Raw genomic sequence first — 13,067 nt, forward strand, 5'->3', positions numbered from 1 at the left:
GAGATCCGGCTAGTCCTCGTCGGTCTCGTGCTCGGCCGGGGCGTCGGCCGGTTCCTGCTTCGCCGGAGGCGCGAGGAACACCACACCGCGGTCGAGGTCGAGCGGACCACCCGGATCGTGCTCACGCCCAGGTGTGCCCTGATCGCCCTCGTGCCGGAGCTTGCGCCCCGGGAACAGTTCACCGTAGGAAGCCATGTCCCCAGCGTAGGCCGCCCGTCACCGTCATCGCCCGGACCAGGAGGACCAACCGTGCGAGGAAGGGAACCTTCCCCCTGTCACGGGTGCGGGGAAGGGAACCTTCCTGTCACCGGTGTGAAGAAGGGAACCTTTCTGTCATCGACGGCGTCGTGCGGACGCGGAGGGACATCGGACCCGCGGCGCGGGGACGCGGTGCCGGTTTTCGTCGGCTCGGGTCGTGCTCACGGGAGTAGGGGAGTTCGCGAGCAGTGCGGCTTCTGCGGACGGCCGGACGGGAGAGGGGCGGAGCCGGTTCGATCACCGGCGAGCGCCCGGCACGCGGCACCCGACCGGATCAGCGCCAGGCCAGGCGGCAAACGAAACCGGCCGCCACCGGACAACGGTGACGGCCGGGCGGCGGTACGAACTCAGAACAGGGCGCTGGCCAGTGCCCTGCGGGCGTTGGTGACCCGCGGATCCCCGTCGGGGAACAGCTCGAACATGTCGATCAGGTGCTGCCGCACGCGGTTGCGATCGTCGCCGGCGGTGCGCTTGACGGTGCGCACGAGCCGGTCGAACGCGGCCTCCACCTGCTGGGCGGCGAGTTCGGCGTCGGCGGCGGCGAGCTGCGCGTCGAGGTCGTCGGGTGCGGCGTCGGCGCGCTCGATCGCGGCCGGGTCGGCGTTCTCGGCACGGGCGCTGAACCGGACCTGGGCGAGGGCGGCCTGCGCCTGCTCGTTGTTCGGTTCGGCTTCGAGGATCTGCCGGTAGGCGGCCTCGGCCGCGGCGAAGTCACCGTTGTCCAGGGCTTCTTCCGCGGCGGTGAAGCGGGGATCTTCGGGTTCCTCTTCGACCTCAGCCGCGCCCGCCGCTGCCTGCTCGGCGGCCTGGATGCCGGGGAGCTGTTCGCGCAGGGCGTCGAGCAGCGCGGTGATCCACTGCCGGATCTGCGGCTCGGGCTGCGCCCCGGCGAAGGCCTCGACGGGCTGCCCACCGGCGATCGCGATCACGGTCGGGATGGACTGCACCTGGAAGAGCTGGGCGATCCGCGGGTTGGCGTCCACGTCGACCTTCGCGAGCACCCAGGTGCCGCCGCTCTCCTGCGCGAGCCGCTCCAGCACGGGGGAGAGCTGCTTGCAGGGGCCGCACCACTCGGCCCACAGGTCGACGACGACGGGGACCTGCATGGAGCGGTCCACCACTTCGGCCTGGAAGGTCGCTTCGGTGACGTCGATGACCGCCGGCGTGCCGGTGGTCGCCGCGTCGTCGGCGGGGCCGTTGGAGGCCGGTGGCCGGGAAGCGTTGTCCGCCTTGTTCTTCAGCGCGGACAGGTCGACTGCGCCCGCCATCGCGGCGGACATGGCTGCGTTCTGGCGTGGATCGGGCCTCGTCACCTCTCCATCCTGACACGGCGCGCGATGCGCACCGTGCGTGGGCGGGGGTTCTCCGGAGGGCGACGGGAACCGGCGCAGTACTGGTCACGGTGCGCTGGCTGAGCCACCGACGTCTACCTGATCGAGTGTCGATGATCACTCGATTGCTTGACGTTACGTGCGTACCCCTCATGTTTTGCCGGGGTGATCGCCGAAGGAGCCACTGTGTCTGCTCGAGGGCCTGTTCTCGGGCGGGCCAGACGGGGAGCCCCGGGAAAGATCCGGGATCGAGCCCCCTGCCCGAAGTTCTAGGAGAGGTTCAGAAAGTGCGTATTGCTACCCGCGTTGCCGGCGCCGCCGGTATCGCCGCCCTCGGCATGGTGTCCCTCGGTTCGACCGCTTTCGCCGACACGGCGGGCAACGAAGGCGTCAACCTGGTTGACGACAACAACATCAGCGCGGTGCCGGTCCAGCTGTGCGGCAACAACGTCGGTGCCGTCATCGGCGTCGTCGTGCCGGTCCTGTCGCCGCAGACGAACGACTGCACCAACGCGCCGGTCATCGACCACCCCTCTTCCAAGGGCTGATCGATCGCGTACGACGACGGCCGGCCGGAGACGTCCCTCGGGACCTCCGGCCGGCCGCGTCGCTCACTGGTCGGTCGACAGGTGTTCTTCGACCCGCCGGACCTTCTCGTGCAACTGCCCGGTGTGGCCGGGGCGGATGTCGGCTTTGAGCACCAGGCTGGTGCGGGGCGAATGCGACGACACCGCTTCCGTCGCGCGCTTCACCACGTCCATGACCTCGTCCCAGTCGCCTTCGACGGTCGTGAACATCGACGTCGTCTCGTGCGGCAGGCCTGATTCGCGCACGATCCGCACCGCTTCCGCGACGGCCGCGCTGACGCTGTCGCCATCACCGGAGCCGGACGGTGCCACGCTGAACGCAACCAACATTCGATCTTCCTCCTGCGAGCTGCTCGGGAAAGACTTACGATCATGCTGGATTTCATCGGCGTCGTGCTCGTCGGCAGGTCGTGATGCCGAATGGTCATTCGTCCGTTCGGTGCCCGCTGCTAGCGTCGGCATCATGAGCGCCCGTAGCCCGCTGCCATTCGACCCCATCGCACGTGCGGCCGAGCTGTGGTCGGAGCGGATCGGGCCATCGACCACGATGGCCGCGGTGACCAGCGTCATGCGGGTCCAGCAGATCCTGCAGTCCGCGGTCGACACGGCGCTGCGCCCGCACAACCTCACGTTCGCCCGCTACGAGGCGCTCGTCCTGCTGACCTTCTCCAGCCGCGGAAGCCTGCCGATGCGCGTCATGGGTGATCGGCTCCAGCTGCACCCGACCAGCGTCACCAACATCGTCGACCGGCTCGAACACGATGAGCTGGTGCGCCGGGTGCCGCACCCCACGGATCGGCGCACCACCCTCGTCGAGATCACCGACGAAGGGCGGGACCTGATGAAGCGCGCCACCGAGTCGGTCAACGAGATCGAGTTCGGGCTGGGCGGGGTGACCGAGCGGCAGACGCAGCAGCTCACCGAACTGCTCGGCAAGGTCCGCCACGCGGCGGGCGATTTCTGAGCTGAAGCCGGCTCCACCGCACACGGGGGATCTCCCCGCACGCCTCCCCGCTCGGGTCGAGGCGCGTTCGACCACCCGCTCCGCCGCCACATGCGCGCGCCCTGGTGCGAGGAAGGGAACCTTCCTGCCACCGGTGACAGGAAGGTTCCCTTCCGCGCGGGGGAGCGCCGGGGTCAGTTCAGGGTGCGCAGGACGTAGCGGACCCGGCCCCAGAACGTGGGGTTTGCGGAGTCCTGCCAGGTGAGCAGGCCGCGCCCGGTCGCCCAGCGTTCGAAGCCGACGGAGGCCAGCGGCGGCACTGAGGCCGCCAGCGCGAGCACGAGCACGCCGAACGACCAGCGCAGCGGGCTGAACACCACGAGGCAGGTCACGACGTAGGCGGTGAACACGAGACCGTGGATCCAGCCTGCGACGGTGACGCCTTCGGGCATCCCGAAGCCGTACTTGAAGACCATCGCGATCAGCAGCGCCGCCCAGGAGCACGCTTCGGCGACCGCGACGAGACGGAACCATCCCGCGTAGGTACGGAACACCCTCAAACCGCCTTTCGGACGCGGTGCCGCTCACCGGCACCTGACTCCTCCGAGTGTGCCGGGTGCTCGTGGTCACACCGCGACCGGTGACACCGCGGGGGAGGGGGCGCCCGTGGCGGTGGAGGCTCCGGGTGCGACCAGAATTGCCGTCGGAACGGAAACGAACGGTCCGAAATCAATTCGTGACAACCTTGTCTTCCCGGTTCGGCGCGCAGTTCTGGATCATGATCGGGAAACCGGCGAACACGATCGCTCGCGAACGATGCTAGATGGCCGATTCCGCCGTTCGGCCGCATTTCTGCGGCCGTCGGTACGCAGGAATCGGATCGAGCATTGACACCGCTGGTCCAGAGCGGTGAAATCCGCCAGATCATGACAACGTTGTCGGATTCCGGGAATGTTCGACGGGCCACCATGAACGATGTGGCCCGTCTCGCCGGGGTGAGCATCAAAACGGTCTCCCGCGTCGTCAACGGTGAGACCGGGGTGCATCCGGGCACCGCGGACCGCGTGCTCACCGCGATCGACCAACTCGGATTCCGCCGCAACCTCGACGCGAGCAACCTGCGCCGCGGCGCCGAAACCGGGATCGTCGGGCTCGTCCTGGAGGACGTCGCGAACCCGTTCTACTCGATGCTGACGCGCGCGGTGGAGGAAGTCGCCCGCGCGCAGGGCGGCCAGGTGCTGACCGGATCGTCGGGGGAAGACCCCGCCAGGGAACGGGAACTGGTCACCGAATTCCTGTCCCGGCGAGTCGACGGGCTCCTGGTCGTGCCCGCCGGGGACCGGCACGGCTACCTCGCGCGGGAGATCATCACCGGCACCCCGGTCGTGTTCGTCGACCGACCGGCGGGCGGCGTCGAAGCCGACACCGTGCTGGTGGACAACGTGGACGGCACGGCCCTGGCGGTCCGCCACCTCGCCGAGCACGGTCACCGGCGCATCGCCTTCCTCGGCGACTCGCCGGGCATCAACACGGCCGCCGAGCGGCTGCGCGGTTTCCGCGAGGGCTGCGCGCAGGCCGGTGTTCCGTTCGACGCCGCGCTGGTGCGGATGGGCCCGCACACCGCGGACTCGGTGGCCGCGGTGCTGGCGGGACCGTTGAGCACCGCGACGGCCCTGGTCACCGGCAACAACCGGATCACCGTCCACGCCGTCCGCGCGTTGGCGGGGTGCGTCCGCCGGCCCGCGCTGGTGGGCTTCGACGACTTCGAACTGGCCGACCTGCTGGACCCGCCGATCACGGTGATCACTTACGACGTCCGGGAGTTGGGCGCCTCCGCGGCGCGGACGGTGTACGCGCGGCTCGCAGGCGACACCACCCCGCCGCGACGACTGGTGCTGCCCACCCGGTTGTTGCCGAGGGGGTCCGGGGAGGTGCCGGCGTGAACCCCCGCGCGCGGTGCCGGACCGCCGTGCGCCTGCCCCGCCCCGGTGCCACGCACCGCCTCGACCGCAGCACCCGAGCCACCTGGAAGGTCTGATGTCCGAACCGCTGTTGGAAGCCCGCGAACTCACCAAGAGATACGGCGGGGTGGAGGCGTTGCGGGGTGCCTCCTTCACCGTGCACCCCGGCGAAGTGGTCGCCCTCATCGGCGACAACGGAGCCGGGAAGTCCACTTTGGTCAAATGCCTCTCCGGTGTGGAGCAACCGGATTCCGGGCGGATCAGCGTGTCCGGAACGCCCGTGACGCTAGACTCGCCGGGTGCGGCGCGCTCGCACGGCATCGAGACGGCCTACCAGGACTTGGCCGTCGCCCCGGACCTGGACCCGGCGGCGAACCTGTACCTGGGGCGGGAAATCCGCCGCGGCGGGCTGCTCGGCAAGCTCGGGATGCTCGACAAGGCGGCCATGCGCGCCCGCGCCGCCGAGCAGTTCGCGACGTTCGGCGTCTCGCTGCCCGACCTGGACGTGTCGATCGGGGCGCTGTCCGGCGGGCAGCGCCAGAGCGTCGCGGTGGCCCGGTCGGTCGCCTGGGCGGATCGCCTGGTGTTCCTCGACGAACCGACCGCGGCGCTCGGCGTGGTGCAGCGGGAGCGGGTTCTCGACGTGGTGCGCCGGGTCCGCGACACCGGCATCTCGGTGGTGCTGATCAGCCACAACATGCCCGAAGTGCGCTCGGTCGCCGACCGCGTCGAGGTGCTGCGGCTCGGCCGCCGCGTCGCCCGCTTCCGCGCTGCCGACGTGAGCCTCGAAGAGCTCGTGGGAGCCATGACCGGGGCGCTGACCCAGGAGGACGAGAACTGATGTCCGCACCACAAAGATCCCCCGAGGACGTCTCCGCCCCCACCGCGGAACCCGCCTCCGGCAAGACCTTCCGCGCCAGGCTGGCCGCGTCGCCGACGCTGTGGACGGGCCTGGTGCTGATCGTGCTGTGCGCGCTGTTCAGTGCGGTGCGGCCGGACGCCTTCCCCACGCTGTTCAACTTCCAGACCCTGCTGGTGCAGGCGGCGCCGCTGCTGATGCTCGCGGTCGGGATGACCTTCGTGATCATCACCTCCGGGATCGACCTGTCCGTCGGATCCGTGCTGGTGTTCGCCGGTGTCGTGTCCGCGCAGACGATGGAGGCCCTCAGCGGTGGTGACGCCACCGGTGCCGGGTGGGGGGTGATCCTCGTCGGGCTGGTCGTGGCGCTGCTCGGTGGCGCCGCCTGGGGTGTGCTGAACGGACTGCTGGTCGCGGTGGCGCGGGTGCCCGCGCTGATCGTCACGCTCGGTTCGTTCGGTGCTGCGCTCGGCGCGGCCCAGCTGCTCACCAACGGCATCGACGTGCGCACCGTGCCCGCCGCGCTGCGGGAGACGCTCGGCACCGGGACCTCGTTCGGCGTGGTGCCGAACCTGGTGATCCTCGCCGCGATCGTCACCCTGCTCGCGGGCTGGGCGCTGCACACCACGGCGTTCGGCAGGCACACCTACGCCATCGGCTCCAACTCCGAAGCCGCGCGCCGCGCCGGCATCAACGTGAGCAGGCACCTCGTCGCTGTGTACGCGCTGACCGGGGTGCTCGCGGGATTCGCCGGGTTCCTGTCGCTGGCCTACTTCGGCACCACCACGATCAGCGGGCACAGCAACGACAACCTCAACGCGATCGCCGCGGTCGTGCTCGGCGGCACCAGCCTGTTCGGCGGGGTGGGCACCATCCTCGGCAGCGTCATCGGCGTGTTCATCCCCGCCGTGCTCGACGCCGGTTTCGTCATGGCCGGAGTCCGGCCGTTCTGGCAACCGATCGCGGTCGGCGCCGTGCTCGTCGCCGCCGTCTGGCTCGACCAGCGGCGCCGGAGGAATCGCAACAGCCGCTGACCCGCTTTTCAGCACAACGGTGTGTGGAGGAAAAAGTGAGAATCAGGCATCAATTCATGGTCGTGCTGGCGGCGGGAACTCTGCTCGCCGGTTGCGGATCCGGGCAGATCGGGGACAACGGCGGAGCGGCCACCGACCCGAACAACAAGAACCTGGCATTGCTCACCGGAATGCGCGGGGAACCGTTCTACGTCTCCATCGAATGCGCGGCGAAAGAAGCGGCAGCCGCCGCCGGGTACGAGCTCAACGCGCAAGCCCCGGAAAAGTTCGAACAAGCCGAGCAGGCGCAATTGCTGGCCGGCGTCGTCAGCTCCCGGCCCGGCGCCGTGATCATCGCGCCGACCGATGACAAGGCGCTCGCCACCCCGCTGCAGCAGGCCAAGGACAACGGCGTCCAGGTCGTCGAGGTCGACACCGCCCTGGAGGACAAGTCGGTCGCGGTGACCTCGCTGTCCTCCGACAACCACGCGGGCGGGGTGCTCGCCGCGCAGACCCTCGCCGACCTCGTCGGGGACCGGCCCGGCGCGGTGCTCGCGCTGAACACGAAGGCCGGGACCTCCACCACCGACGAGCGGGCCCGCGGCTTCGAAGAGGAGATCGCCAAGCACCCCAACCTGCGGTTGCTGCCGACGCAGTACACCGAGAACGAGCCCGCCACCGCCGCGCAGATCGTCTCCGCGACGCTGGCCGCCAACCCCGACCTCGTCGGGGTGTTCGGCACCAACCTCAACACCGGTGAGGGCGCGGGCACCGCGCTGGCCAACGCCGGGAAGTCCGGCCAGGTGCAGCTGGTCGGCTTCGACGCCAGCCCCAAGCAGGTCGACGACCTGCGCAACGGACGCGTGCAGGCCCTGATCGCGCAGAACCCCGCGGAGATCGGCCGCGAAGGTGTCGCCCGAGCCATCGCCGCCATCAAGGGCGAACCCGTCGAACGCGAGACCAGAACGGACATGATCGCCCTCACCCGCGACTCCATGCAGTCACAAGCCCAGTACTTCTACCGCGCCACCTGCTGAGCGCGACTCCGCGAGGAAGGGAACCTTCCTGTCACCGGTGACAGGAAGGTTCCCTTCCTCGCGCCCGGGCGCGCGCCGGGGCGTCACGGTGCGGAGTGGGGGTGGTGCTCGGCCGGGGTGGCGGGCCGCTGTCGGGTGACGGCGTTGCCGGGCGCGGGAAGGTGTCGTCCTCGCGGCCGAGAGGTGTGCGGGGCGGCCGGTGCGCGCCTCGTCCGGTCAGGCTCGGGAGTTGACGAACTCGCGCAGCAGGGCGTTGAACTCGTTGGCCTTCTCCCGGTTCGGCCAGTGTCCGGCGCCGGGGATCACGTGCAGCTGAGCACCGGAGATGGCGGTCGCGGCCTGCCGGGAAGAGGAGATCGGCACCGCGGTGTCCTGCTCGCCGTGGATGAACATCACGGGGCAGTTGATCTGGTCCAGGTGGGGGCCGTGGTTGACCCGCATGGCGCGCCGTCCGAGCGAGTCGCGCTGCCAGTCGGAGAACACCGACTCGCGCTGCCCGGCTTCGGCGCTGACCTCGTCGACGATGCTCTCCAGGTCGGGCACGGGCCGGTCGCCGGTGAACAGCCGCTTCGCCAGCTGCCGCCGGACCAGTCCGCGATGCTTCGCCAGCAGCTTCGCGCTCGCCGATCCCACGAAGTCGACTCGGGTCGCCAGGTAGCTCAGCAGGTGGTGGTCGAGCCGGGGGACCAGCCCGCCGGAGCCGACGAGCACTAGCCCCCGAACGCGCCGGGGGTGGCGCAACGTGAACCCGGTGGCGATGCTGCCGCCCATCGACAGCCCGACGATCATGGTGTCCCGCACCTGCCAGGCGTCGAGCAGCCACCGCAGCACCTCTTCGAAGGTGCGCTGGTTGGCGCGGCCGTGCCACGGCCTGCTCCCGCCTTGACCGGGCAGGTCGGGCACGTAGACGCGGTGGTCTTCGGCGAGCACGGGAATGGTGTGCCGCCAGCTCAGCATCGCGTTGTCCAGACCGCCGCCGTGCAGCAGCACGATCGCGGGTCCCGAGGACCCCGCGCGGTAGTAGCGGATCTTGCCGGCAGGGAACTCGACGTGGTCGACCTCGACACCCTGGGGCGGGGCGGTCATCTGTACTCCTTGTTCGGAACTGGCTTGAGACAAGCGGTCCGGATCGCGGACCTGCCGTTCGTACGATCAGACGTGCGGCGGGACCGTCACGTTGCCGTACCTGAGAGGTGACGAGGGCAACGACTCCGCCGAGGACGAGCGCACCTCTTCGATCTTGCGACGGGGCGCTGGTGTTACTGGGGAGGATAGGCCCGCAGCGCAGCGGACGGGCACCACCCGCCGGGGCGTGTGCGTGGCGTGCCAGGATCGGAGCGTGAGCACCGTGTATGACTGCAACCGCCCGGACGACCGGGAAGCCGGTCTCGCCGCAGCCGCGAACACCGTCCGCGCCGGAGGGCTCGTCGTCCTGCCCACCGACACCGTGTACGGGATCGGCGCGGACGCCTTCGACTCCGACGCCGTGGGATCGCTGCTGTCGGCCAAGGGCCGAGGACGCGACATGCCGGTTCCGGTGCTGGTCGGCTCGTGGTCCACCATCGACGGCCTAGTCCAGTCCGTGTCGCGGCAGGCCCGATCGCTGGTGGAGGCGTTCTGGCCGGGCGGGTTGTCGCTCGTGCTGCCGCAAGCGCCGTCGCTGGCGTGGGACCTGGGCGAGACCCGCGGGACCGTGAACCTGCGGATGCCGCTGCACCCGGTCGCCCTCGACCTGCTGCGCGAGGTCGGACCGATGGCCGTGTCGAGCGCGAACCGGACCGGGCACCCGCCGGCGTCCGCGGTCGAGCAGGCGCGGGAGCAGCTCGGCGAATCGGTCGGGGTGTACCTGGACGGCGGGCCCGCCGGTGAGCCGGTCGCCTCGACGATCGTGGACCTCACCCAGCCGCAGCCGCGGGTGCTGCGCGAGGGGGCCGTGACCTTGGCGGAGCTGTCCGAGGTGCTCGGCGTCGAGGTCGAGCCCGCGGCGTGAGCCGAGCGCCGTCGTCCGGTTCCCGGTGACGGCGCGAACCCTTCCTCCTACCAGTGGGCGCACCGCACGACGTGCGCCCACTGCTCGGCCTGCGCACGCCGAGCGGTGACCGGAAGGTTCCCTTCCTCGCGGGGCTGGAATTCCCCGGTTCGCGCAGGCCATGAACGCGACGCGTGCCCGCTCGTGTTCCCGGCGTGACAGGGAGGTTCCCCTCCTCACCACCCGCAAGACCGTTCGCCGAGCCCTGGACGATCTTCGCTGTTCCGGACCGGTGGTCGTGGTGCGGCTGTTGGCCGATAGCGTTAGGCCCAGATGCGCAACGTGGACAGCGATGAGGAGCGCCGAGCTTGAAGACGCCGTTCTGGGGGCTGAACATCGACCTTCCGCGGGCCGTCGGCCCGCGAGGGTAGAGCCGCCGCCATGGACAACGCACCCCTCTGGGCTCCCGCGGGTCTCCCCGCCCGCGAGTACCTGCTTGTTCTGCTCACCGCGGCGGCGGTGACATTCCTGTTGACCGGCTTGGTCCGGTTGTTGGCGATCCGCGTGGGCGCGGTCGCCTATCCCCGCAAGCGCGACGTGCACCTGACGCCGATCCCCCGGATGGGCGGGGTGGCGATGTTCGGCGGGGTGCTCGCGGCGATGTTCCTGGCGAGCAACCTGCCCGCGCTGTCGCGGGGTTTCGAGTTCTCCAACGATGCGGTGGCCGCGCTGGTGGCCGGTGGGCTGATCGTGCTGGTCGGCGCGCTCGATGACCGCTTCGAGCTGGATTCGCTGACGAAGCTGGCCGGTCAGGTGACCGCGGCCGGGATCCTGGTGCTGCTCGGTGTGCAGTGGTTCGGGTTCTGGGTGCCGTGGGGCGGCGACGAGGGGCACATGGGGCAGCTCATGGTCCTCAACAGCAACCAGGGTCAGCTGCTGACGGTGCTGCTGGTCGTCACGATGATCAACGCGATGAACTTCGTGGACGGCCTGGACGGGCTGGCCTCCGGGATCGGGCTGATCGCGGCGAGCGCGACCTGCGCGTTCTGCCTGAGCCTGCTGCAGCAGCACGGCGGTGACGTGACCGCGTACCCGCCGGCGTTGATCGCGGCGTCGATCGCGGGCGCGTGCCTGGGTTTCCTGCCGTACAACTTCCAGCCGGCGCGGATCTTCATGGGCGATTCGGGGTCGATGCTGATCGGGCTGATGCTGGCGACGGCGAGCACCTCGGCGTCCGGGAAGGCCGACTACGCGGGCTTCGGCGGCAAGGACCTGCTGGCCCTGCTGTCCCCGCTGCTGGTGCTGGCGGCCGTGCTGTTCGTACCGCTGCTGGACTTGATCATGGCGGTGGTGCGCCGGACGCGTGCGGGCAAGAGCCCGTTCCACGCGGACAAGATGCACCTGCACCACCGGCTGCTGGAAATCGGCCACTCGCAACGCCGCGCGGTGCTGCTCATCTACTTGTGGGCCGGGGTGCTGGCGTTCGGCGCGGTGTCGTTGACGCTGTTCAGCGCGGCCGTGGTCGGCTGGGTGGCCGGGATCGGCGTGGTGGCGGCAGCTATCATTTCGCTCATTCCGAGAATGGCCGGACGATGGCGATCCGATCGAGGGGCCTGACTGAATGAGCGAGACGACCGAACAGCCCGCCGAGCAGGCAGCGGAGAACCCGCACGCCGCGACGGTGCGTAAGCTGGCCGATGCCATGCTGCGCACCGCGCTGTGGCCGGGTGTCGCGACGGTGCTGCTCGGCATCGTGGTGTCCGCGGTCTTCGCCGGGGCGACCGGCGCGTTCGGCGCGGTCGTTGGTGGCGCGGTGGCGTTCGGATCGTCACTGCTCACGATCTTCCTGATGCGCTGGACGGGTGGGTTGCACCCGATGTTCGTCATGGCGGTCGCGCTCGGTGGTTACGTCGGCAAGATGCTGGTGTTACTCATCGTGATGACCTTGCTGGGCGGCGTGGAAGCGATCCATCCGATGGCGCTGGCGCTGACCATGCTGGCCACCATCATGGTGTGGGCCGGCGCGGAGGTCGTCGCGTTCCGGAAGACCAAGATCCCGACCATCGTCCCTGGTCAATGAGGGTGTTGTTGACCGAGACCGGGTAGCTGCCCGAAACTTGTTACCCGCTGGTATTGTCCGCTTCGGCCTGGTCGCCCATCCGTGTGGCGGCCGTCCACCTCTTACTGAACGTATCTGCGCTCACTAGGGTGGGGTCGGCGAACGTGCCAGATCGCGTATCGGGTACGTTACGTGCAAATCATGACGATTCCCCCGGCGGTGTGAACCTCGGGAGAACCGGAAGGAGCCCAGTTGGGCGCGCTGGTGCTGGCCCAAGGCGGACAGTTCGTACCGCCGGGTGCCGATGCTTTTGACCTCCCGCCGATCTTCGGCGGCGTAACCAAGCCGATGGTGCTGATCGCACTCTCGGTGGTGATCGTCGGCGCGTACTTCGTGATGGCGACCCGCAACCTGAAGCTGGTACCGGGCAAGTCCCAGTTCGTCGCGGAGTTCCTCTACGAGTTCAGCCGGAACAACATCGCGCGGGACCAGATCGGGGCGAAGGACTTTCGCAAGTTCGTCCCGCTGATCTTCGCGCTGTTCACGTTCGTGCTGGTGAACAACATCTTCGGGATCATCCCGCTGATCCAGTTCCCCACGATGTCGCGGATCGGTTTCCCGATCGCGCTGTTCATCGTCGTGTACGTCGTGATCCACACGGTCGGTTTCGCCAAGCACGGATTCCTCGGCTACTTCAAGCACGTCATGTTCCCACCGGGCGTGCCGAAGCCGATCTACGTGCTGCTCGCGCCGATCGAGTTCTTCCAGAAGTTCATCGCCCAGCCGGTCGCGCTGGCGATCCGGGTGTTCGCCGCGATGTTCGCCGGTCACCTCATTCTGCTGGTGTTCACCCTGGGCGGGGAGTTCCTGCTCGTGGAGGCGAGCGCGGGGTTGAAGCCGGTCTCCATCGTCGCTTTCGCCTTCTCCATTGCCTTGACGTTCGTCGAAGCCCTGATCCAGGTGCTCCAGGCTTACATCTTCGCGTTGCTGACCGCCAACTTCATCGGCAGCGCGCTGTCCCAGGAGCACTGAGAGCAAGACCAAGACCTC

General features: G+C 69.4%; 15 protein-coding genes. 10 read left to right on the plus strand and 5 right to left on the minus strand.

Annotated elements, in window-relative coordinates; all coding sequences use genetic code 11:
- Positions 1–9: 9 nt before the first annotated feature.
- On the minus strand, positions 10–195 hold the full coding sequence (locus OOZ19_RS18700) for a hypothetical protein (protein ID WP_266091407.1): 186 nt from the start codon (positions 193–195) through the stop codon (positions 10–12).
- A 410-nt stretch (positions 196–605) separates the two neighbouring features.
- Positions 606–1,538, minus strand: coding sequence for a thioredoxin (gene trxA, locus OOZ19_RS18705; RefSeq protein ID WP_266091408.1), 933 nt, complete (start codon positions 1,536–1,538; stop codon positions 606–608).
- 338 nt (positions 1,539–1,876) lie between these two features.
- Here trxA and OOZ19_RS18710 point away from each other — a divergent pair, with 338 nt between their 5' ends.
- Complete coding sequence (locus tag OOZ19_RS18710; RefSeq protein WP_266091409.1) at positions 1,877–2,137, plus strand: hypothetical protein; 261 nt, start codon at positions 1,877–1,879, stop codon at positions 2,135–2,137.
- Between the two features lie 63 nt (positions 2,138–2,200).
- Here OOZ19_RS18710 and OOZ19_RS18715 read toward each other — a convergent pair whose 3' ends face one another.
- On the minus strand, positions 2,201–2,506 hold the full coding sequence (locus OOZ19_RS18715; RefSeq protein ID WP_266091410.1) for an MTH1187 family thiamine-binding protein: 306 nt from the start codon (positions 2,504–2,506) through the stop codon (positions 2,201–2,203).
- Between the two features lie 133 nt (positions 2,507–2,639).
- Here OOZ19_RS18715 and OOZ19_RS18720 point away from each other — a divergent pair, with 133 nt between their 5' ends.
- Positions 2,640–3,140, plus strand: a complete 501-nt coding sequence (locus tag OOZ19_RS18720) for a MarR family winged helix-turn-helix transcriptional regulator (RefSeq protein WP_184482052.1) — start codon at positions 2,640–2,642, stop codon at positions 3,138–3,140.
- A 173-nt stretch (positions 3,141–3,313) separates the two neighbouring features.
- Here the strand turns inward: OOZ19_RS18720 and OOZ19_RS18725 are convergent, their stop codons facing one another.
- Entirely contained in the window at positions 3,314–3,673 is a 360-nt protein-coding gene (locus OOZ19_RS18725) for a DUF3817 domain-containing protein (protein WP_266091411.1), read from the minus strand.
- 414 nt (positions 3,674–4,087) lie between these two features.
- Between OOZ19_RS18725 and OOZ19_RS18730 the strand changes: the two genes are divergently transcribed.
- The 4 genes from OOZ19_RS18730 (at position 4,088) to OOZ19_RS18745 (ending at position 7,989) form a co-directional block, all read left to right on the plus strand.
- Positions 4,088–5,062 carry a LacI family DNA-binding transcriptional regulator gene (locus OOZ19_RS18730; protein WP_266091412.1) on the plus strand — a complete coding sequence of 325 codons (975 nt, stop codon included), beginning with the start codon at positions 4,088–4,090 and terminating at the stop codon, positions 5,060–5,062.
- A gap of 94 nt (positions 5,063–5,156) precedes the next feature.
- Positions 5,157–5,921, plus strand: coding sequence for an ATP-binding cassette domain-containing protein (locus OOZ19_RS18735; RefSeq protein ID WP_266091413.1), 765 nt, complete (start codon positions 5,157–5,159; stop codon positions 5,919–5,921).
- Positions 5,921–6,973, plus strand: coding sequence for an ABC transporter permease (locus tag OOZ19_RS18740; RefSeq protein WP_266091414.1), 1,053 nt, complete (start codon positions 5,921–5,923; stop codon positions 6,971–6,973). Before OOZ19_RS18735 ends, OOZ19_RS18740 begins: the two co-directional genes overlap by 1 nt.
- A gap of 56 nt (positions 6,974–7,029) precedes the next feature.
- The gene (locus tag OOZ19_RS18745; RefSeq protein ID WP_266091460.1) at positions 7,030–7,989 is read left to right on the plus strand and encodes an ABC transporter substrate-binding protein; all 960 of its coding nucleotides are present in this window, start codon (positions 7,030–7,032) and stop codon (positions 7,987–7,989) included.
- Positions 7,990–8,205: 216 nt separating this feature from the next.
- On the opposite strand, the gene OOZ19_RS18750 is transcribed toward OOZ19_RS18745, so the two are convergent.
- On the minus strand, positions 8,206–9,075 hold the full coding sequence (locus OOZ19_RS18750; RefSeq protein ID WP_266091415.1) for an alpha/beta fold hydrolase: 870 nt from the start codon (positions 9,073–9,075) through the stop codon (positions 8,206–8,208).
- A gap of 253 nt (positions 9,076–9,328) precedes the next feature.
- On the opposite strand from OOZ19_RS18750, the gene OOZ19_RS18755 reads away from it, so the two are divergent.
- The 4 genes from OOZ19_RS18755 to atpB all read left to right on the plus strand — a co-directional run bounded on the left by OOZ19_RS18755 (position 9,329) and on the right by atpB (position 13,049).
- Positions 9,329–9,979 carry an L-threonylcarbamoyladenylate synthase gene (locus OOZ19_RS18755; protein ID WP_266091416.1) on the plus strand — a complete coding sequence of 217 codons (651 nt, stop codon included), beginning with the start codon at positions 9,329–9,331 and terminating at the stop codon, positions 9,977–9,979.
- A gap of 420 nt (positions 9,980–10,399) precedes the next feature.
- A complete protein-coding gene (locus OOZ19_RS18760) occupies positions 10,400–11,575 on the plus strand; it encodes a glycosyltransferase family 4 protein (protein ID WP_266091417.1) in 1,176 nt (391 codons plus the stop codon).
- 4 nt (positions 11,576–11,579) lie between these two features.
- Entirely contained in the window at positions 11,580–12,038 is a 459-nt protein-coding gene (locus OOZ19_RS18765) for a Cg1360 family ATP-synthase-associated protein (RefSeq protein ID WP_266091418.1), read from the plus strand.
- A 231-nt stretch (positions 12,039–12,269) separates the two neighbouring features.
- Positions 12,270–13,049 carry a F0F1 ATP synthase subunit A gene (gene atpB / locus OOZ19_RS18770; RefSeq protein WP_266091419.1) on the plus strand — a complete coding sequence of 260 codons (780 nt, stop codon included), beginning with the start codon at positions 12,270–12,272 and terminating at the stop codon, positions 13,047–13,049.
- Positions 13,050–13,067: the final 18 nt, after the last annotated feature.

The organism is Saccharopolyspora sp. NFXS83, assembly GCF_026241095.1.
In the GTDB taxonomy this organism is placed as follows: Bacteria; Actinomycetota; Actinomycetes; order Mycobacteriales; family Pseudonocardiaceae; genus Saccharopolyspora_C.

Bases quoted from the DNA above. Each gene is read 5' to 3' on its own strand.
- OOZ19_RS18700 (WP_266091407.1), bottom strand. From the start codon at position 195: ATGGCTTCCTACGGTGAACTGTTCCCGGGGCGCAAGCTCCGGCACGAG.
- trxA (WP_266091408.1), bottom strand. From the start codon at position 1,538: ATGTCCGCCGCGATGGCGGGCGCAGTCGACCTGTCCGCGCTGAAGAAC.
- OOZ19_RS18715 (WP_266091410.1), bottom strand. From the start codon at position 2,506: ATGTTGGTTGCGTTCAGCGTGGCACCGTCCGGCTCCGGTGATGGCGAC.
- OOZ19_RS18720 (WP_184482052.1), top strand. From the start codon at position 2,640: ATGAGCGCCCGTAGCCCGCTGCCATTCGACCCCATCGCACGTGCGGCC.
- OOZ19_RS18730 (WP_266091412.1), top strand. From the start codon at position 4,088: ATGAACGATGTGGCCCGTCTCGCCGGGGTGAGCATCAAAACGGTCTCC.
- OOZ19_RS18735 (WP_266091413.1), top strand. From the start codon at position 5,157: ATGTCCGAACCGCTGTTGGAAGCCCGCGAACTCACCAAGAGATACGGC.
- OOZ19_RS18740 (WP_266091414.1), top strand. From the start codon at position 5,921: ATGTCCGCACCACAAAGATCCCCCGAGGACGTCTCCGCCCCCACCGCG.
- OOZ19_RS18745 (WP_266091460.1), top strand. From the start codon at position 7,030: ATGGTCGTGCTGGCGGCGGGAACTCTGCTCGCCGGTTGCGGATCCGGG.
- OOZ19_RS18750 (WP_266091415.1), bottom strand. From the start codon at position 9,075: ATGACCGCCCCGCCCCAGGGTGTCGAGGTCGACCACGTCGAGTTCCCT.
- OOZ19_RS18760 (WP_266091417.1), top strand. From the start codon at position 10,400: ATGGACAACGCACCCCTCTGGGCTCCCGCGGGTCTCCCCGCCCGCGAG.
- OOZ19_RS18765 (WP_266091418.1), top strand. From the start codon at position 11,580: ATGAGCGAGACGACCGAACAGCCCGCCGAGCAGGCAGCGGAGAACCCG.